Raw genomic sequence first — 17,071 nt, 5'->3', positions numbered from 1 at the left:
AGGCATAGTGGAAACACCAGCCTGACTCAGGTTCCCTGTTCCGATCCGACGGTCACCGACCGTCAGCCCGGGGCAGGGAACTTGGGCGTTGTCCGAAGTACCAAGAGATTCGAAGCTGAAGGATCGTGAAGTGACCACCACCTCCCTGACCTCGTCCCGGGGCGCAGGCCGCGCCGGAGACAAAGTCTTTTCCGGAGCCACCTTGGCCGCAGGGTGCCTCATCCTGGCTGTGCTCTTCGGAGTGGCGCTCTTCCTGGTTGTCCAGGCGTTCCCAGCCCTCACGGCCTCGCCGGACCTGATCAAGGGCGGCGAGGGTTTCTTCGCCTACATCTGGCCGATCGTGATCGGCACACTCATCGCGGCCACGATCGCCCTCGTGATCGCGACGCCGATTGCGATCGGCGTCGCGCTGTTCATCTCGCACTTCGCCCCCCGGCGGCTCGCCTCGGGCCTCGGCTACGTGGTGGACCTCCTCGCCGCCATCCCCTCCGTGGTCTATGGCGCCTGGGGTGCGGCGTTCCTCGCCAAGGAAATCTCCCCGGCCTACAACTGGCTGGCCAGCAACATGGGCTGGCTGCCGATTTTCCAGGGCCCGGCCTCCGCCACCGGCAAGACCATCCTCACCGCGGGAATTGTGCTGGCCGTCATGATCCTGCCCATCATCACCTCCCTGACCCGCGAAATTTTCCTGCAGACCCCCAAGCTGCACGAGGAAGCCTCCCTGGCGCTCGGCGCCACGCGGTGGGAAATGATCAAGATGGCTGTCCTGCCGTTCGGCCGCCCCGGAATCATCAGCGCCGTCATGCTGGGCCTGGGCCGCGCACTGGGAGAGACCATGGCTGTCGCGCTGGTGCTGTCCTCCGGCGCCCTCACCGCCAGCCTGATCCAGACCGGCAACCAGACCATCGCCGCCGAAATTGCGCTGAACTTCCCGGAGGCCAGCGGGCTCCAGGTCAGCACCCTGATCGCAGCAGGCCTGGTCCTGTTTGTCATCACCCTCGGCGTGAACATGATTGCCCGGTGGATCATCACCCGGCACAAAGAATTCTCGGGAGCCAACTAAATGACCGCCACCCTGACCCCCGTCAAGAAGCGCTCGGCCCTCACCAAGGGCCAGTTGCCCAAGTGGGCCCCCTACCTGGTCCTGGGCCTGGCCCTCGTCCTCGGGGCCGCCATCATGGCCCTGATCGGCTTCAACGCCTTCGGCTGGGGCATCGTCTCTGCCATTATTTTCACGGCCGGCCTTGTCGGCTGGAGCGCCGCCGCCGAAGGCAGCCGCAAGGCCAAGGACAAGCTGGCCACATGCCTCGTCGTCGGTTCATTCCTGGTTGCCCTGCTGCCGTTGATTTCCGTGATCTGGACGGTGCTGGTGAACGGCCTTCCCGGGCTCATGGACCCGGGCTTCCTGACCACGTCGATGAACGGCGTCACCGGAGCCTTCGACAACAAGACTGTTGAGGAAGGCGCGCCGGTGGTCGGCGGCATCTTCCACGCGCTGATCGGCACCCTGCTGATCACCGCGGTCGCGACGGTCATTTCGGTTCCCGTCGGCCTGCTGACCGCCATCTACCTGGTGGAGTACGGCAACGACCGCCCGCTGGCCCGCGCCATCACCTTCTTCGTGGACGTCATGACCGGCATCCCCTCGATCGTGGCCGGCCTGTTCGCGGCGGCCTTCTTCTTCGCCGTCGTGGGGCCGGGCACCAAAACCGGTGCCGTCGCCGCCGTCGCGCTGTCCGTGCTGATGATTCCGGTGGTGGTCCGCTCCAGCGAGGAAATGCTGAAGATCGTCCCCAACGAACTGCGCGAGGCCGCCTACGCCCTCGGTGTCCGCAAGTGGCGGACCGTCCTCAAGGTGGTCATCCCGACGGCGATCTCCGGCATCGCCTCGGGCGTCACCCTGGCGATCGCCCGCGTGATCGGTGAAACGGCGCCGATCCTCGTCACCGCCGGCTTCGCGACGTCGATCAACTACAACGTGTTCAGCGGCTGGATGGCCTCGCTGCCTACGTTCATCTACACGCAGATCCTCAACCCGACGTCGCCGTCCAACCCGGATCCGTCCTCCATGCGTGCCTGGGGCGCGGCCCTGGTCCTCATCATCCTGGTGATGCTGCTGAACCTGATTGCCCGCCTCATCGCCCGCGCGTTCGCCCCCAAGACCGGCCGCTAGCCCGGCGCCGGCACCCGACTCTTCAGCCCGTATCTCCAGCAAGTGAAGGAACAGCATGTCTAAGCGCATCGACGTCAAGGACCTGAACGTCTACTACGGCAAATTCCTGGCCGTCGAAGACGTCAACATCAACATCGACGCCAAGTCTGTCACCGCGTTCATCGGGCCGTCCGGCTGTGGCAAGTCCACGTTCCTGCGGACCCTGAACCGCATGCACGAGGTCATCCCCGGCGCCCGCGTCGAAGGCGAGGTGCTGCTCGACGGCGACAACCTGTACGGCCCCGGCGTGGACCCGGTGACCGTCCGCTCACAGATCGGCATGGTGTTCCAACGGCCCAACCCGTTCCCCACCATGTCCATCCGGGACAACGTGCTTGCCGGCGTGAAGCTCAACAACCAGAAGATGTCCAAGGGCGAAGCCGATGCCCTCGTGGAGCGCTCACTGCGGGGAGCCAACCTGTGGAATGAGGTCAAGGACCGTCTCGCGAAGCCGGGCTCCGGCCTGTCCGGTGGCCAGCAGCAGCGTCTCTGCATCGCCCGGGCCATTGCCGTGGAACCCCAGGTCATCCTGATGGACGAGCCCTGCTCGGCCCTGGACCCCATTTCCACACTCGCCATCGAGGACCTCATCAACGAGCTCAAGGATCAGTACACCGTAGTGATCGTGACCCACAATATGCAGCAGGCCGCCCGGGTTTCGGAGAAGACCGCGTTCTTCAACATCGCCGGCACCGGCAAGCCGGGCAAGTTGATCGAGTACGGCGACACCCACACCATGTTCAGCAACCCGACCGAAAAGGCCACCGAGGACTACGTCTCCGGCCGCTTCGGGTAGGCGCTCCTGCCCATCGGTTGGACGTGTCCTTTAGAGCTCCCCGAGCGTTGACAGGGCCAGTGCCAGCACGAACGCCGCCGCCGCGGTGACTATCGGCGTGAGGACCCAGAACAAAAGCACTCCGATCACCACTTTCCGGTTGGTGTCGGGGAAACGCTGGTTGGAGCCGGACCCCAGCACGGCCGAGGTGACCGTGTGTGTGGTGGAGATGGGCAGGTGCAGCCCGATCGCGCCCACCAGCAGCATGGCGGAGCTGAGCAGCTGGGCGAGGGAGCCGCGCAACGGATCCATCCGGATCAGGCGGTAGCCGATGGTGTACGAAATGCGCCAGCCTCCCGCCAGGGTCCCGGCGGTCAGCAGGACCGCGGTGAACACGGCCACCCAGACGGGCGTTTCGCCGCCGTCGGACAGCCCGGACGCCAGCAGGGCCAGGATCAGGACGGCGCTGGTCCGCTGGCCGTCCTGCAGGCCGTGGGCGAAGGCCACGGCTCCCGCCGCGATGCTTTGGCCACGCCGCGACCGGTTGTTGACGACATTCGGCGGCGTGTACCGCGCCGCCCAGGTTGCGGGCCAAACCAGCAGATAGGCGCCGGCGAAGGCAAGCGCCGGTGAGAGCAGCAGCGGAAGCACCACCTGGAAAAGCAGGGACGTGTCAACGCCGCCAACGGCATTTCCGCCGACGGCGACGCTGGCGACGCCCGCGCCGGCCAGCCCGCCGACCAGCGCGTGGGTCGACGACGACGGGATGCCCCGCCACCACGTGTAGATGCCCCAGAGCACGGCACTGACAAGGCCCGCTATCAGGATGGCCAGCCCGTTTTCGCCGGCGGGGAGCTGCACCCACGCCCGGCTCACGGCGAGGGCCAGGGCGGCGCTGAGCCCGGCGCCAACAAAGTTGAAGAACCCCGCAAGCAGCACCGCAACTGTGGGGGTGAGGGCACGGTTCCGCACCGCCAGCGCCACCGACGCCGAGGCATCCCTGAAACCGTTCAGGAAGGCGAATGCCCCGGCGAGGATGACCACCAGGGCAAACAGGAAGATGGTCACGTCAGGATTCCTTGACGATGATGCTGCCCACCTGGGTCGCGATCCGGCGCATGTCCCTGGTGACGCCCACCAGTTCGTCGGCGATGTCCCTGGTACGGGCGTACCGCGCCGCCTTCATTTCATTGAGCATGTCCGCCACCCAGACCCGGTGCGACCGTTCTGCCCGCTTGGCGAGGCGGAGGATCTCGATCCAGTAGTCCTCAAGATCGTCCAGGTTGTCCAGATTCCGCATGGCGTCCACGGTGAGCTCCGCCTGCCGGCTGATGATTTCCAGCTGGTCCGCGGCGCGTTTGGGCAGACGGTCCAGCTTGTAGAGCGACACCAGCTCGGCGGCGGCATCGAGTTTCTCCATTGCCTCGTTGAGGTACCGGGACAGGGCATACATGTCCTCGCGGGGGAGCGGGCTCACGAATGTGGTCCGCATATGCGTCAGCAGGGCAAAATGCAACTCCGCGCACTTCGCCTCGTGGTTGTGCATGTCCTCCACCAGCCGCTCGTTCTCACTGGCGGGCGCGCCAAGGATCTCCGACAGGGTGCCCGTGGCGAGCACAATCTGGCGTGCCAACTGGGCAAGGAGGTTCAGCCCGGCGGGCTCCTGGGGAAAGAGGCGCAGCTTCACGTGTGATTACCGGTCTTCGGGAGGGAGGTGCACGGGTGTTGTGTGCCGGGCGTGTGAGGTGATGATGACCCGCGCATGGGGCTTACTTTACCGTCCGGACTGAGAGCGCCGGGCAGGCGCCCGGGCGGCCTCCGGAATATGACAGGGGCACCCTGTTGGGTATCGACAAGGATCGATATACTGGCGGCGTGAAATTCCTCGAGAACACTCCACGGTTCGTTTTCTTCACAGGCAAGGGCGGCGTTGGCAAGACCTCTGTGGCCTGCGCGACCGCCCTGACCCTGGCAAAGGCCGGCAAGCAGGTGCTGCTGGTCAGCACCGACCCCGCGTCCAATGTCGGGCAGGTCTTCGGCGTGACCATCGGCAACACCGTGACTGCCATTCAGGACGTGCCGGGCCTCTCCGCCCTGGAAATTGACCCGGAGCAGGCAGTCGAAGCCTACCGTGAACGGATCATCGCGCCCGTCCGCGGACTCCTGCCCGAGAGTGAAGTGGCCGGCATCGCCGAGAGCCTCTCGGGTTCCTGCACCACGGAGATCGCTTCCTTCGACGAGTTCACCAATTTGCTCGCCGACGGCGGCTCTTACGGCGAATATGATCACATCGTTTTCGATACCGCCCCCACGGGCCACACGATCCGGCTGTTGCAGCTGCCGGGATCCTGGACCGATTTTCTCGAAGCCGGCAAGGGGGACCCATCCTGCCTGGGCCCCCTCTCGGGACTTGAGAAGCACAAGCAGGTGTATGCCCAGGCGGTCCGGGCCCTCGCGGACCCGGCGAGGACCCGCCTTGTGCTGGTCAGCCGGGCGCAGACTTCTTCACTGGGCGAAATCGAGCGTACCTACCTCGAACTCAACCAGATCGGGATCGGAGGAGGACACGTCGTCGTCAACGGCGTCCTGCCGGAAGCCGCCGGCGAGGAGGGCCTGGCGCAGGCCCTGCGGGCTCGGGAAGCTGCGGCCATGGCGGCCATGCCCGAGGTCATCGCTTCTTTGCCCCGTGATGTTCTGGATCTGAAGCCGGGCAATATGGTTGGCATTCCGGCGCTTGAATCACTGTTCGCGGCCACTTCCGGCACCGATATCACTGCTCATGCCGCGCCGGTCGCTGGGATTGAGGACGCCCCGCTGGCTGCCCTGGTGGACGAAATGGAGCTCGACGGCCATGGTCTGGTGATGTGCATGGGCAAGGGTGGCGTCGGGAAGACCACCGTCGCTGCCGCCATTGCGGTCGCCTTGGCCAGACGCGGGCATCCTGTCCACCTCACCACGACCGATCCCGCAGCCCACCTCACCGAAACACTCCATGGTTCCATCCCGGGCCTGACGGTATCGCGCATCGATCCGGCGGCAGCCATTCAGGAGTATCGAAGCCATGTGATGGAGACGAAGGGCCGGAGCCTGGACGATGACGGACGGGCCGCCCTCGCTGAGGACCTGATGTCCCCGTGCACCGACGAGGTGGCTGTATTCCGGCAGTTCTCCAAGGTGGTCCAGGAATCCCGGCGGCACTTCGTGGTGATCGACACCGCACCAACCGGCCACACCCTGCTGCTCCTTGACGCCACCGGTTCGTACCACCGCGAGATCGCCCGGCAGGTCGGCGACACCATGGGATTCGTGACGCCGCTCATGCGGCTACAGGATCCGGCGCAGACCAGGGTTGTTCTCGTCACGCTGGCCGAAACAACACCGGTGCTGGAAGCCCAAGAGTTGAAGAGTGACCTAGAAAGGGCCGGGATTCACCCGTGGGCTTGGGTGATCAACAACTCGATCGCCGCCGCGCACCCGCAGACGCCGTTCCTGCGGGCGCGCGCCGCGAACGAAATGGAACAGATTACGAAGGTACGCACGTTGACGGACCGGGTCGCTCTCATCCCGCTGCTGCCCGAGGAGCCCATCGGCGAAGAGAGGTTGTCGGCCCTGACTGCACTGAGTTCCCTGCCTGCCTGACGTGGATCCAGCTGCGGCCGACCCGTGGGGCAGGCAGCATTTGCCGATCGCTTGAGGTGCGGCCGGACGCGTGGCTGGTCAGATGGCGGGGGAGCGGCGCTCGATGAGTACTGTGTCGCGCCACTGCCCGGTGAGCGGGCCGTGCGTCATCCTGGCAATACGGTGCCTGCGCCCGACGACGGCGTAGCCGTTGGCAAGATGGAGCCTGAGGCTGGCTTCGTTTTCGGGAAAGACGCTGGCCTGGATGGTCCAGATCCCGTCACGCTCTGTGGATTCCGCCAAGGCCTGCAACAGTGCAGCACCCAAACCCTTCCCGCGCGCTTCGGTTGCGATGTAGACGGAGTGTTCGACCACGCCGGAGTAGACGGGGCGGGCAGAGACCGGGGAGACGGCAGCCCAACCAAGGATGCCATCTGAGGCTTCGGCGACGAGCCGGTGGCGGGCCAGTCTCGAGGTGTTGAACCGCTCCCAGTCGGGCGCCTCTGATTCGAAGGTGGCGTGGCCCGTGGCGATTCCTGCACAGTAGATCCGTCGGACGGCCGGCCAGTCGTCGTCGAGCATGGGACGGATCGTGACCGCGGACTGTGCTTGCGCGGTCACAGGCCCGCCAGGAGTCCGGCCGCTTGTTCCAGGGCGCCCGGAACCAGGGAGTAATAGGCCCACGTGCCACGCTTCTCGCGGTGCAGCAGGCCGGCATCGACCAGGATCTTCAGGTGGTGGGAGACTGTAGGCTGGCCCAGGTCCAGTGGTTCGGTCAGGTCGCACACGCAGGATTCGCCTGAAGCTTCGGCCTTGACGATGGAGAGCAACCGCAGCCGGTTGGGATCGGCCAACGCCTTGAAGACCAAGGCCTTCTGCTTCGCCTCCTCAGCGCCCAGGGCAGGCGCGCCTGCCGGGGCGCAGCAGGCTTCATCCGTGGCCGGCTCGAGTGTGGGCAGTGAGTTCATCTACCCATTATGCCCTGATATTGACAATCATCAATGTGTGAGCCATGGGGGACTGGGTAGGGAACCGCCCGGCGAAAGCTACGAGCGGGCCGTGGCGGGACTGTGCGGGAGAACGGCGTCGTCCGCGGTGCGGGCCGCGGAGGGGAACAGGATGAGGAGGAGGCCAAGGCCTACTGCCGCGCCGATCAGCTGGGCAACGACGAATCCCGGAACGGACGCCGGGGCGATGCCCGCGAAGGTGTCACTGAAGATGCGGCCCACCGTCACGGCCGGGTTCGCGAACGACGTCGAGGAGGTGAACCAGTACGCGGCTCCGATATAAGCGCCCACCGCCGGCGCAGCGAGGGCGCCGCGGGAGGTGGCGGCCAGGGCGAAGATGAGCAGGATGAGCCCCGCGGTAGCGATGACCTCGCCGAGCAGATGACCCGTGGTTGCACGCTCCTTCGTGGAAATAGAGGTGCCCACGTCGAACATGGCGTTCGCGACCACGCTGCCGCTGACCGCGCCCACGGTCTGGGCGACCACATACGTGCCCAGCTCCGGCAGCGTCAGTCCGGTGCCACTGCGTCGACCCAGGATCCAGTCGGCGAGGGAGACCGCGGGATTGAAGTGTGCGCCGCTGACTGGCCCGAGCATCAGAATCAGGACCGTCAGGCCTAACACCGTGGCGGTGCTGTTCTGGAGCAGTTGCAGGCCAACGTCGTTGGGGGAGAGTTGCTGTGCGGCGATCCCGGAACCGACGACAATCATCACGAGCAGGCTGGTGCCGAGCAGTTCAGCGACGGCGCGGCGCCACAGCGGCAGCTGGTTGGAAGTCATGGAAACAGCTTGACCGAAACAATTGACTCAGTCAAAATTGAATCAATGAATATTGAGACAGTGGACGCTTTTAGGGTGCGGGTGGCCAGGCACGCGGCCCTGGCCGATCCTGCGCGGCTGCGCATCGTTGATCTGCTGACGCTGGGGGACTTCTCTCCGACGGAGCTGCAGGCCGAGTTGGGGATGCCGTCGAATCTGCTGTCCCATCATCTGCGCGCGTTGGAAGAGTCCGGGCTGGCAACCCGTCACCGCTCCGAGGCCGACAGGCGCCGCAGCTATATCCGGCTTGCTCCCGGCGCCCTGGAGGGCCTGGTGCCCGGGGCGGAGCACGGGGCCCGCCGCGTATTGTTCGTCTGCACGCGAAACAGTGCCCGGTCCCAGCTGGCCGCGGCGCTCTGGCGGCAGGTCAGTGACATTCCATCGACGTCGGCGGGAACGCACCCCGCGGACCGCATTGCCCAGGGCGCCATCGACGTTGCCCGCCGCCACGGCGTGGACCTTGGCGACCTTCCTCCGCGCAAGCTGGACCAGGTGGCGGGGGATGCGGACCTCATGGTGACCGTGTGCGATAGCGCCCATGAGGAGTTGGTGGGACTGGGTGGCGTCCACTGGTCAGTGTCGGATCCGCTGCGCCTGGGCACCGAGGAAGCCTTCGAGGAGGCCTTCAGGGACATTGCTGGCCGAATCAATGACCTCGCGCCCCGCGTGCTCACTGCCTGACTCCCGACGATGCCCGGCAGGGCGGTGAAAGCGCCATCATCTAAATATTGACAATCATCAATCAATCGTCCAATACTTTGTACATCGAACTTCATCAATGTTCCGTTGAGTGCTGCACGTGGCGGAGCGCCGGACCCAGCCGATCCGCGTTGCACCCGTCATCTAACTGATTCCAGGAGACCCCATGACCGCCGAAACCGCCAAGAAGCCCTCCGTCCTGTTCGTCTGCGTCCACAACGCAGGCCGATCCCAGATGGCCGCTGCGTTCCTCACCACCCTGGGCGAGGGGCGGATTGAGGTCCGCTCCGCAGGCTCCGCACCTGCCGACAAGGTCAACCCGGCCGCCGTCGAGGCCATGGCCGAACTCGGGATTGACATGTCCGCCGAGATCCCCAAGATCCTCACCACAGAGGCAGTCAAGGAATCCGACGTCGTCATCACCATGGGCTGCGGCGACACCTGCCCGATCTTCCCGGGCAAGCGCTACGAGGACTGGGAACTCGAGGACCCGGCCGGCCAGGGCGTCGAGTCCGTCCGCCCCATCCGCGACGACATCAAGGCCCGCATCGAGGACCTGATCGCGTCCCTCACTCCCGCCGCCAAATAGGAGCACGGCCATGACTGAACAGCTGATCATCATCGGGTCCGGCCCCGCCGGCTACACCGCCGCGATCTACGCCGCGCGTGCCGGGCTCAAGCCGCTCGTCATCGCCGGAGCGGTCACAGCCGGGGGTGCCCTGATGAACACCACCGAGGTGGAAAACTTTCCCGGCTTCCCCGGCGGCATCCAGGGCCCCGAGCTCATGGACGGGCTCCAGCAGCAGGCCGAGAAGTTCGGCGCGCAGGTGGTGTTCGACGACGTCACCGAAGTGACCCTCGCCGGGCACCTCAAGCGTGTGGTCACCGGCGCCGGCGAGACGCACGAGGCGCCCGCCGTCATCCTCGCCACCGGCTCCGCCTACAAGGAACTCGGCCTCCCCGAGGAGAAGAAGTTCAGCGGCCACGGACTTTCCTGGTGCGCCACCTGCGACGGGTTCTTCTTCCGCGACCAGGACATCATCGTCGTCGGCGGCGGGGACTCGGCCATGGAGGAAGCAACCTTCCTGACCCGTTTCGGAAAGACCGTCACCGTGGTGGTCCGCAAGGGCGAGCTGCGGGCTTCGCGGATCATGGCCCAGCGCGCTAAGGACAATCCCAAGATCAGCTTCGCCTGGAACTCCGCGGTCACGGCAATCCACGGCGACGCCAAAGTCACCGGCGTCACCCTGACCGACACCCGCACCGGCGAAACCCGGGAACACGCCGCCACCGGCATCTTCGTCGCGATCGGCCACGTCCCGCGCACCGAACTGCTCACCGGCCAGGTGGACCTCGACGCCGAGGGCTACATCAAGGTGGACTCACCCACCACCGTCACCAACCTCTCCGGAGTCTTCGCCTGCGGGGACGCCGTGGACCACCGCTACCGCCAAGCCATCACCGCCGCCGGCACCGGCTGCGCCGCCGCCCTGGACGCCGAACGATACCTCGCCGCACTCGACGACGCCGACAGCATCGCCACCGCCCTCGTCGAGGAACCCACCCACGCCTGACCCACGCGGAAGAGAGGGGGTGAGCGGAATGAATGCCGACTGCTGCACCGATTCGACCTGCACCGACACCAGCCAGGACTGCTGCGACAACGACCTGGACTGCTGCTAAGTAAGACCTCCGCGGCCTGCCGGTCCCACGAGGACCGGCAGGCACCCCAACAACGAACCGCCACCACCGGATGAAACAGAGGAAACCATGGCTGTGCACACCAACCTTCCCGTAGCTGTCATCGGAGCCGGGCCCATCGGCCTCGCCGCGGCAGCACACCTGCTCGAACGCGGCCTGGCGCCGCTCATCTTCGAGGCCGGACCTGCCCCCGCCGCGGCCATCGAACAGTGGCGCCACATCCGGCTGTTCTCCCCGTGGCAGTACAACACCGACGCCGCCGCCGTCCGCCTGCTCGCCGCGGCCGGCTGGGAATCACCCGAGCCGACAGCGCTGCCCACCGGCGGCGAACTCATCGACCAGTACCTCACCCCGCTCGCCGTAATGCCGGCGATCGCGTCCCGCCTGCACACCGGCGCCCGCGTCGTCGCCGTGACCCGGCAGGGGATGGACAAGACCCACAGCCGGAACCGGGACACCACACCTTTTGTGGTCCGGGTCGAACACGCCGACGGCGAAGTCCGCGACTACCAGGCCGCCGCCGTCGTCGACGCCTCCGGCACCTGGTCCGCCCGCAATCCCCTCGGCACCTCCGGCCTGCCCGCCGTTGGCGAAACGGCCGCCGCTGCCCACATTTCTTCTCCGCTGCCGGACGTCCTGGGCCGTGACCGGAAAACGTTTGCGGGGCGCACCGCCGTCGTGATCGGCGCGGGCCATTCAGCCGCCAACACCCTGATCAACCTCTCCGAGCTCGCGGACCAGGTGCCCGGGACGAAGATCGTCTGGGCGATCCGCGGCGCTTCGGCGGCCAAGGTCTACGGCGGCGGCGACGCCGACGGCCTCGCCGCGCGCGGCCAACTCGGCAGCCGCCTCCGCGCACTGGTCGAATCCGGCACCGTGGAACTGCACACCGGCTTCGGGATCGCAGGCCTCACCGCGGCCGACGGCGCCGTCAAGCTGACCGCCGTCGACGGCCGGACCTTGGGGGCCGACGTCGTGGTCCCGGCCACCGGCTTCCGCCCGAACCTTGACATGCTCCGGGAACTCCGGCTGGAACTGGACCCCGGCGTCGAAGCGCCGCGGGAACTGGGTCCGCTGATCGACCCCGAATTCCATTCCTGCGGCACGGTGGAGCCGCATGGCGCCAGGATGCTGGCTCACCCGGAGCAGGACTTCTACATTGTCGGCATGAAGTCCTACGGCCGGGCCCCCACTTTCCTGCTGGCCACCGGCTACGAACAGGTCCGCTCCGTCGCGGCCGCGTTGGCCGGAGACCGCGAGGCGGCGGACACCGTTCAGCTCGAACTGCCGGAGACCGGCGTCTGCTCCTCGGACATCGGCACCAGCTGCGATGTCCCCGCCGCGGCACCGGCAGGGTTTGTCGCCGAAACCTCCGGCGGCTGCTGCGGAACGCCCGAGCCGGTGCTCGTCGGGTTCCCCACCGGGCTGGCCCACGGCCGCTCCACCGAAAACTGATCACCTTCCCCCGGTTTTCGTCCACCGAACACACTGGAGTGCTGACATGACTGACCACCCTGAACACGGCTTGGGCTTGGAGGACAACACCGAGCTCCTGCACCGGATCAGCGCGCGCCTGGCGGACCGGTTTGCCGGCGTGTTCGCTGCCGAGACGGTGGAACGCTACGTCTTTGAGTCCTACACGGCCCTGGCCCGGACCGCGAAGATCAAAACGTATCTGCCATCCACCACCGAGCACTTCGCCACCGACCGGCTCAACGCCCTCGCCAAATCCAAAGGCGCCGTCACCAGCGCCGTCCCGGAGGTGCTGTTCGTCTGCGTGCAGAACGCCGGCCGCTCCCAGATGGCGGCTGCCCTGCTCACCGTCGAGGCCAAGGGCCGGATCCGCGTCCGGTCCGCCGGCTCCCTGCCCGCCGCCGAACTGGACCCCGCCGTCGTCGCGGCGATGTCCGAAATGGGACTGGACCTCACCAAGGTTTATGCCAAACCCCTCACCGACGACGTGGTGCGCGCCTCCGACGTCGTGATCACGATGGGCTGCGGCGACTCCTGCCCGATCTACCCCGGCAAACGCTACGAGGACTGGGAGCTTGCAGACCCGGACGGCTTGCCCGTTGCGGCCGTTCGGATCATCCGCGACGAGATTCACGACAGGGTCAAGGCCCTGGCAGCCTCACTGCTCACCACCTCCGCTTCAGGCAAGGAAGAATCAAACGCATGACCCAGACCACGAAAAAGCCCAGCGTCCTGTTCGTCTGCAGCAAGAACGGCGGAAAGTCCCAGCTCGCCGCCGGACTCATGAACCAGCTCGCAAAAGGGACGGTCGCGGTGCACTCCGCCGGGACCAAACCCGGCACGTCGCTGAACCCCCAGTCCGTGGACTCGCTGGCAGAACTCGGCATCGATATCACCGGCGAACACCCCAAACCCATCACCGGCGCAGTCCTGGACGCGGTCGACGTCGTGATCGTCCTGGGCAATGAGGCAAAAGTGGAAGCTCCCGAGGGCAAGCGGCTCGAGGTCTGGGATACGGATGAGCCCTCTGAGCGGGGCATCGAAGGCATGGAACGCATGCGCCTGGTCCGGGACGACATCAAGGCCCGGGTCCAGAAGCTGTACGCGGAGCTCTCCGGGAACTGACCCGTGCCCGCGCCCGCTCCCACCCGGATCCTCGCCGCGGAGGGGGCACCGCGCGGTGGCCTCGCCGCGCTGTGCATCACCCAGACCACCGGGTGGGGAGCGCTCTACTACGCCTTGATCGCGGCGGTCCGGCCCATAAGCGAGGACACCGGCTGGGACCCGGCACTGGTGACGGGGGCGTTTTCCACCGGCCTGCTGGTCTCGGCGGTGGCAGGCATTTTCGTGGGCAGGATCCTGGACAGGACCGGGCCGCGCGCACTGATGATCGGCGGATCCCTTGTGGGGGTGCTGGCCCTGGCCGTGGTCGCATTGGCACCAAACCTGCCCGTATTCTTTGCGGCCTGGGTGCTGGCCGGCACCGCGCAGGCAGCGGTCCTCTACCAACCTGCATTCACCGTTGTCAGCCGCTGGTACGGACCCGCCCGCCTCCGGCCGCTGACCGTCCTGACCCTCGTCGCCGGATTCGCGTCCACCATCTTCGCCCCCGCCACTGCCGCCCTCAGCGGCTGGCTCGGCTGGCGGGTCACGTTCCTGGTCCTCGCCGGACTGTTGGGCCTGGTCACCGTGCCGTTGCACGCCCGCTACCTCAACAGGTCCTGGCTCCGGACCCCGCACAAGGAACCGGCCGCCCCGGCGCGGAGACGTGTCCGCGCCACCCGACGCAGCCCTGAATTCCTCGGCCTGCAGGCCCTTATGGTCCTGCTGTGCCTCGGTCTCTACACCGTGACGCTGAACATCATCCCCCTGCTGACCGAAAAAGGCGCCGATTACGCCACGGCCGCGCTGGGGCTGGGTCTGGTGGGCGCAGGCCAGGTCGGCGGCAGGCTGCTGTTCGGCTCCATCCCTGCCGGCGTCCGGCTGCAGGTTATCACCGGGGCCGGTGCCACCGCCGTCCTTTTGTTGGCTGCCCTGCCCGGCCCGGCGCCGGTACTGATCGCCGCGGGAATGCTGGCCGGCGCAGTCCGAGGATGCCAGACCCTGCTGCAGGCCACGGTCGTGGGGGATCGGTGGGGAAGCCAGGACCTCGGCGCCCTGCAGGGGGTCTTCGCGGCCCCACTCACGGCTGTTACTGCTATCGCCCCGGCCGCAGGTCCGCTGCTGGCTGGGTGGTTCGGCACGTACACCGCCATGGCGTATGCCATGGCCGCTGCCGCCGGGGCCGCGGCAGTCACCGCCGCTGCCACTTCACGACGCGACCGGAAGTTCCAGGCTGATGTTCGCTGAGGACGAGCATGACGGCCCGATCGTGCCAGTGGCAGCCGGGCAAAGAGGGCATGAAAATGGTGCCGAACCGGATACGCCTCTCGGCGGTAGGCCGCTCTAGGCGGCTAAATGTTGAAGCCCGGGGGTTTCGCGGTTCGGCACCGCTTTTAGTTTTCTACGTGGTTGGGGACAAGTCAACATTGACAGTCCGCAGGCGGCATGCGTACCGGGGGTCCGGCGGCATGCCACGGGGCTCAGTCCAGTTCGCCCAACCGCCACGCGTTGGCGGCGTGCTCGAGGTCCTCGGCGGTCTTCACGAGGAGATGCGAATTGCGCGTGAGCTTGCTCGCGTGATTCTCGTTGCCGTGTTCGGCGCCGTCGGCGAGGGTGGCCTGGCCCAACGCCACTACACGGCAGAACGCGGCGGAACGTTCCAGCGCGACGTCGAAATCGCCGTCGAACGCGCCCGAGAGGATGGCGTCCGCCATCGACTTCATCTCGTCCGCTCCGGGAGGTTCGGCGGCGCCGGCCACCACATGCGAGACCTGGGCGGTGTCCTTGCCGGCCCTGAAGTACACGGAGATCCGCTCGGGGTCCTGGATGGTGGCGGCCCGGAGGGCGTACAGGCGCCAGAGGGCTCCCGGGAGGGAGCGTGCGGGGCTTTCGGCCCACATTTCGGCGATGGCCTCCAGACCCTGTTCGTCGGCGAGCTTCACGAGCCGTTTGGTCACAACGGGGTCATCGCTGTCGCGTCCGCGGCGCACGAGTGCCTGCGCGGCGAGATGGGCGGCCTCGGAGATGCGGGCAGGGTCGGCTCCGCCCGCGAAGGGCTCAAAGTCGATGGGGGCGAAGGCCTTCGGCTTGTGGTGCCGGTGCGGTCCGGGGGCGCTGGATCCTGCTTGCTCGCTCATGCCACCACGCTACTCCAGTGCCGTCGGGGAATCGAGCATACGGCCCGCAGGACGGAGACGGCGCGGAGCCGACGGACGGGCCGGCGCCGGACACCCGCCCGGCGCGCACGACGGCGGCGTCCCCGCCCGTGCGAAAAACCAGCCGCGGTCTGGGGTACAGTATTAACGTCCAGAAATGGACTGGGCTGATCGGCCCTAAAACAGCGGATTCATCCGCGGTTTCAGGGCATCGGCTGGGGCCTTTAGCTCAGTTGGTAGAGCATCGGACTTTTAATCCGTGGGTCGTGGGTTCGATCCCCACAGGGCCCACTCTTTTAGCGAAGAGTGGATACCCCCGGTTCCTTGCAATTGCAGGGAACCGGGGGTCTTTTGCGTCCGGCTTCAGTTGATCGGCAGATCCACGGGCGGAGGCCTCTATATCCTGGTCGATGACGTTGATGACTTCTACCGGAAAGCCTTGTCGGGTGGGGGAGTGCCGTGATCACGCCGGAAGAGACTGAGTGGGGCACGCGCAGGGCAAGAGTGCTTGACCCCGAAGGTCAGGAGTGGAGCGCCGGGACTTACGAGCCCGGTGCCAGCTGGTAGAGGCCGGGGCTCAGCTCACCGCGGGCAACTCCGCTTTACCAGGACCTGGCGGTACCTCGCCGCCCTCGCGATAGCAAGATTAACTAGTAATCAGTTGGGCTAGGATTGCCGGATGAACGCGAACAGCCCCTCCGGTTCCGGGTATTGGTATGGGCCCGACGACGGCCTTGACCCGCCCGGCGCCGTCCTCCAGGCCCTGCGTGAGTACCGCATCGTGGAAGTCGCCCGGCGGCGCTCCACCAGGGACAACATGGGAATGGGCGAGACGGACCTTCTGGCGTTGAGGTACCTGCTGCGCGCCCAGGCCGCGGGCGAGCAGGCGGGACCCAAAGACCTTAGCCGCGTGCTGGGAATTACCACGGCCTCCACCACCTCGTTGATCGACCGGCTGGTGAGCAGTGGACATGTCCGCCGCGAGCCGCACCCCACGGACCGGCGCTCGCTGGTGATCGTCCCCACGGCGGCTGCGGATGCAGAGGTCCGCGCCACCCTGGGGGAGATGCACCGCAGAATGATGACTGTCGCGGAGAGTCTCAGCAACGAGGAAGCGAGGACCATAGTCAGGTTCCTGAGGCGTATGAGTGAAGCCATCGCGGAGCCGCCAGCCCATGGCGGAGATTAACCGGCGTCAACTAGCTAGCCTGACTAGTTATATGTATGCTTACCAACTATGTCTGATATTAGCTTTTCCGGCGGCGCCGTGGCTCAGATGGCACCCGCCGTTCTTCCGCCCGCGCAGGCCCAGGCCACACCGAGCCACTGCGGGGTGCCAATGGAGTGGAAAGCCCCGGCCGCGGCCACCATTTCCGTGTACTCCTTCGCGCCGGTCGATGCCGCGGCAGAGTTGCCGCCGGTCTGGCGCTGCGGTTGCGGCTTCCAGCTGGACGGCATAGTGCATACGTCCGGCATCCTGTCCGAGCTCAGCCGGTGACCCCGCCCTCAA

The 17,071-nt window shown here is 66.6% G+C and carries 19 protein-coding genes and 1 tRNA gene; 14 read left to right on the top strand and 6 right to left on the bottom strand.

Annotation, left to right across the window (positions count from 1 at the left end):
- Positions 1 to 130: 130 nt before the first annotated feature.
- Genes pstC through pstB form a run of 3 tightly spaced genes read left to right on the top strand, consistent with a single transcriptional unit; the run spans position 131 to position 3,008 of the window.
- Positions 131 to 1,063 carry a phosphate ABC transporter permease subunit PstC gene (pstC, locus tag AC1DF4_RS04905; protein WP_476911820.1) on the top strand — a complete coding sequence of 311 codons (933 nt, stop codon included), beginning with the start codon at positions 131 to 133 and terminating at the stop codon, positions 1,061 to 1,063.
- Complete coding sequence (pstA, locus tag AC1DF4_RS04900; protein ID WP_476911819.1) at positions 1,064 to 2,173, top strand: phosphate ABC transporter permease PstA; 1,110 nt, start codon at positions 1,064 to 1,066, stop codon at positions 2,171 to 2,173.
- Between the two features lie 55 nt (positions 2,174 to 2,228).
- A complete protein-coding gene (gene pstB, locus AC1DF4_RS04895; protein WP_476911818.1) occupies positions 2,229 to 3,008 on the top strand; it encodes a phosphate ABC transporter ATP-binding protein PstB in 780 nt (259 codons plus the stop codon).
- A gap of 30 nt (positions 3,009 to 3,038) precedes the next feature.
- Here the strand turns inward: pstB and AC1DF4_RS04890 are convergent, their stop codons facing one another.
- The gene (locus AC1DF4_RS04890) at positions 3,039 to 4,055 is read right to left on the bottom strand and encodes an inorganic phosphate transporter (RefSeq protein ID WP_476911817.1); all 1,017 of its coding nucleotides are present in this window, start codon (positions 4,053 to 4,055) and stop codon (positions 3,039 to 3,041) included.
- Position 4,056: 1 nt separating this feature from the next.
- Positions 4,057 to 4,674, bottom strand: coding sequence for a DUF47 domain-containing protein (locus AC1DF4_RS04885; protein ID WP_476911816.1), 618 nt, complete (start codon positions 4,672 to 4,674; stop codon positions 4,057 to 4,059).
- A gap of 188 nt (positions 4,675 to 4,862) precedes the next feature.
- Between AC1DF4_RS04885 and arsA the strand changes: the two genes are divergently transcribed.
- Complete coding sequence (arsA, locus tag AC1DF4_RS04880) at positions 4,863 to 6,626, top strand: arsenical pump-driving ATPase (RefSeq protein WP_476911815.1); 1,764 nt, start codon at positions 4,863 to 4,865, stop codon at positions 6,624 to 6,626.
- A gap of 78 nt (positions 6,627 to 6,704) precedes the next feature.
- On the opposite strand, the gene AC1DF4_RS04875 is transcribed toward arsA, so the two are convergent.
- The 3 genes from AC1DF4_RS04875 to AC1DF4_RS04865 all read right to left on the bottom strand — a co-directional run bounded on the left by AC1DF4_RS04875 (position 6,705) and on the right by AC1DF4_RS04865 (position 8,392).
- A complete protein-coding gene (locus AC1DF4_RS04875; protein ID WP_476911814.1) occupies positions 6,705 to 7,226 on the bottom strand; it encodes an N-acetyltransferase family protein in 522 nt (173 codons plus the stop codon).
- Positions 7,223 to 7,573, bottom strand: coding sequence for an ArsR/SmtB family transcription factor (locus AC1DF4_RS04870; RefSeq protein ID WP_476911813.1), 351 nt, complete (start codon positions 7,571 to 7,573; stop codon positions 7,223 to 7,225). Before AC1DF4_RS04870 ends, AC1DF4_RS04875 begins: the two co-directional genes overlap by 4 nt.
- 78 nt (positions 7,574 to 7,651) lie before the next feature.
- The gene (locus AC1DF4_RS04865; protein ID WP_476911812.1) at positions 7,652 to 8,392 is read right to left on the bottom strand and encodes an aquaporin; all 741 of its coding nucleotides are present in this window, start codon (positions 8,390 to 8,392) and stop codon (positions 7,652 to 7,654) included.
- 45 nt (positions 8,393 to 8,437) lie between these two features.
- On the opposite strand from AC1DF4_RS04865, the gene AC1DF4_RS04860 reads away from it, so the two are divergent.
- The 7 genes from AC1DF4_RS04860 (at position 8,438) to AC1DF4_RS04830 (ending at position 14,653) form a co-directional block, all read left to right on the top strand.
- Positions 8,438 to 9,112 carry an arsenate reductase/protein-tyrosine-phosphatase family protein gene (locus tag AC1DF4_RS04860; protein WP_476911811.1) on the top strand — a complete coding sequence of 225 codons (675 nt, stop codon included), beginning with the start codon at positions 8,438 to 8,440 and terminating at the stop codon, positions 9,110 to 9,112.
- 184 nt (positions 9,113 to 9,296) lie between these two features.
- A complete protein-coding gene (locus tag AC1DF4_RS04855; RefSeq protein ID WP_476911810.1) occupies positions 9,297 to 9,719 on the top strand; it encodes an arsenate reductase ArsC in 423 nt (140 codons plus the stop codon).
- Between the two features lie 10 nt (positions 9,720 to 9,729).
- Positions 9,730 to 10,704, top strand: coding sequence for a thioredoxin-disulfide reductase (trxB, locus tag AC1DF4_RS04850; RefSeq protein ID WP_476911809.1), 975 nt, complete (start codon positions 9,730 to 9,732; stop codon positions 10,702 to 10,704).
- Between the two features lie 196 nt (positions 10,705 to 10,900).
- Complete coding sequence (locus tag AC1DF4_RS04845; RefSeq protein WP_476911808.1) at positions 10,901 to 12,286, top strand: NAD(P)-binding domain-containing protein; 1,386 nt, start codon at positions 10,901 to 10,903, stop codon at positions 12,284 to 12,286.
- Between the two features lie 46 nt (positions 12,287 to 12,332).
- A complete protein-coding gene (locus AC1DF4_RS04840; protein ID WP_476911807.1) occupies positions 12,333 to 13,010 on the top strand; it encodes an arsenate reductase ArsC in 678 nt (225 codons plus the stop codon).
- Entirely contained in the window at positions 13,007 to 13,429 is a 423-nt protein-coding gene (locus tag AC1DF4_RS04835; RefSeq protein ID WP_476911806.1) for an arsenate-mycothiol transferase ArsC, read from the top strand. Before AC1DF4_RS04840 ends, AC1DF4_RS04835 begins: the two co-directional genes overlap by 4 nt.
- A gap of 3 nt (positions 13,430 to 13,432) precedes the next feature.
- Positions 13,433 to 14,653 (top strand): MFS transporter, encoded by a 1,221-nt coding sequence (locus tag AC1DF4_RS04830; protein WP_476911805.1) that lies wholly within the window; start codon positions 13,433 to 13,435, stop codon positions 14,651 to 14,653.
- 233 nt (positions 14,654 to 14,886) lie between these two features.
- Here the strand turns inward: AC1DF4_RS04830 and AC1DF4_RS04825 are convergent, their stop codons facing one another.
- On the bottom strand, positions 14,887 to 15,543 hold the full coding sequence (locus tag AC1DF4_RS04825) for a hypothetical protein (protein ID WP_476911804.1): 657 nt from the start codon (positions 15,541 to 15,543) through the stop codon (positions 14,887 to 14,889).
- A gap of 236 nt (positions 15,544 to 15,779) precedes the next feature.
- Here AC1DF4_RS04825 and AC1DF4_RS04820 point away from each other — a divergent pair.
- The 3 genes from AC1DF4_RS04820 (at position 15,780) to AC1DF4_RS04810 (ending at position 17,059) form a co-directional block, all read left to right on the top strand.
- Positions 15,780 to 15,852, top strand: a tRNA-Lys gene (locus AC1DF4_RS04820).
- 388 nt (positions 15,853 to 16,240) lie between these two features.
- Positions 16,241 to 16,750: a MarR family winged helix-turn-helix transcriptional regulator gene (locus AC1DF4_RS04815; protein ID WP_476911803.1), complete on the top strand. Its 510-nt coding sequence runs from the start codon at positions 16,241 to 16,243 to the stop codon at positions 16,748 to 16,750.
- A 48-nt stretch (positions 16,751 to 16,798) separates the two neighbouring features.
- On the top strand, positions 16,799 to 17,059 hold the full coding sequence (locus AC1DF4_RS04810; RefSeq protein ID WP_476911802.1) for a hypothetical protein: 261 nt from the start codon (positions 16,799 to 16,801) through the stop codon (positions 17,057 to 17,059).
- Positions 17,060 to 17,071: the final 12 nt, after the last annotated feature.

Source organism: Arthrobacter sp. 05N429 (assembly GCF_056397045.1).
The sequence above is the reverse complement of the archived record's forward strand: the minus strand, read 5'-3'. Positions and strand labels throughout refer to the sequence as shown.

Bases quoted from the DNA above. Each gene is read 5' to 3' on its own strand.
- AC1DF4_RS04865 (WP_476911812.1), bottom strand. From the start codon at position 8,392: ATGACTTCCAACCAGCTGCCGCTGTGGCGCCGCGCCGTCGCTGAACTG.
- AC1DF4_RS04810 (WP_476911802.1), top strand. From the start codon at position 16,799: ATGTCTGATATTAGCTTTTCCGGCGGCGCCGTGGCTCAGATGGCACCC.
- pstB (WP_476911818.1), top strand. From the start codon at position 2,229: ATGTCTAAGCGCATCGACGTCAAGGACCTGAACGTCTACTACGGCAAA.
- AC1DF4_RS04815 (WP_476911803.1), top strand. From the start codon at position 16,241: ATGAACGCGAACAGCCCCTCCGGTTCCGGGTATTGGTATGGGCCCGAC.
- AC1DF4_RS04870 (WP_476911813.1), bottom strand. From the start codon at position 7,573: ATGAACTCACTGCCCACACTCGAGCCGGCCACGGATGAAGCCTGCTGC.
- trxB (WP_476911809.1), top strand. From the start codon at position 9,730: ATGACTGAACAGCTGATCATCATCGGGTCCGGCCCCGCCGGCTACACC.
- AC1DF4_RS04855 (WP_476911810.1), top strand. From the start codon at position 9,297: ATGACCGCCGAAACCGCCAAGAAGCCCTCCGTCCTGTTCGTCTGCGTC.
- AC1DF4_RS04835 (WP_476911806.1), top strand. From the start codon at position 13,007: ATGACCCAGACCACGAAAAAGCCCAGCGTCCTGTTCGTCTGCAGCAAG.
- AC1DF4_RS04840 (WP_476911807.1), top strand. From the start codon at position 12,333: ATGACTGACCACCCTGAACACGGCTTGGGCTTGGAGGACAACACCGAG.
- AC1DF4_RS04860 (WP_476911811.1), top strand. From the start codon at position 8,438: ATGAATATTGAGACAGTGGACGCTTTTAGGGTGCGGGTGGCCAGGCAC.
- AC1DF4_RS04845 (WP_476911808.1), top strand. From the start codon at position 10,901: ATGGCTGTGCACACCAACCTTCCCGTAGCTGTCATCGGAGCCGGGCCC.
- AC1DF4_RS04825 (WP_476911804.1), bottom strand. From the start codon at position 15,543: ATGAGCGAGCAAGCAGGATCCAGCGCCCCCGGACCGCACCGGCACCAC.
- pstA (WP_476911819.1), top strand. From the start codon at position 1,064: ATGACCGCCACCCTGACCCCCGTCAAGAAGCGCTCGGCCCTCACCAAG.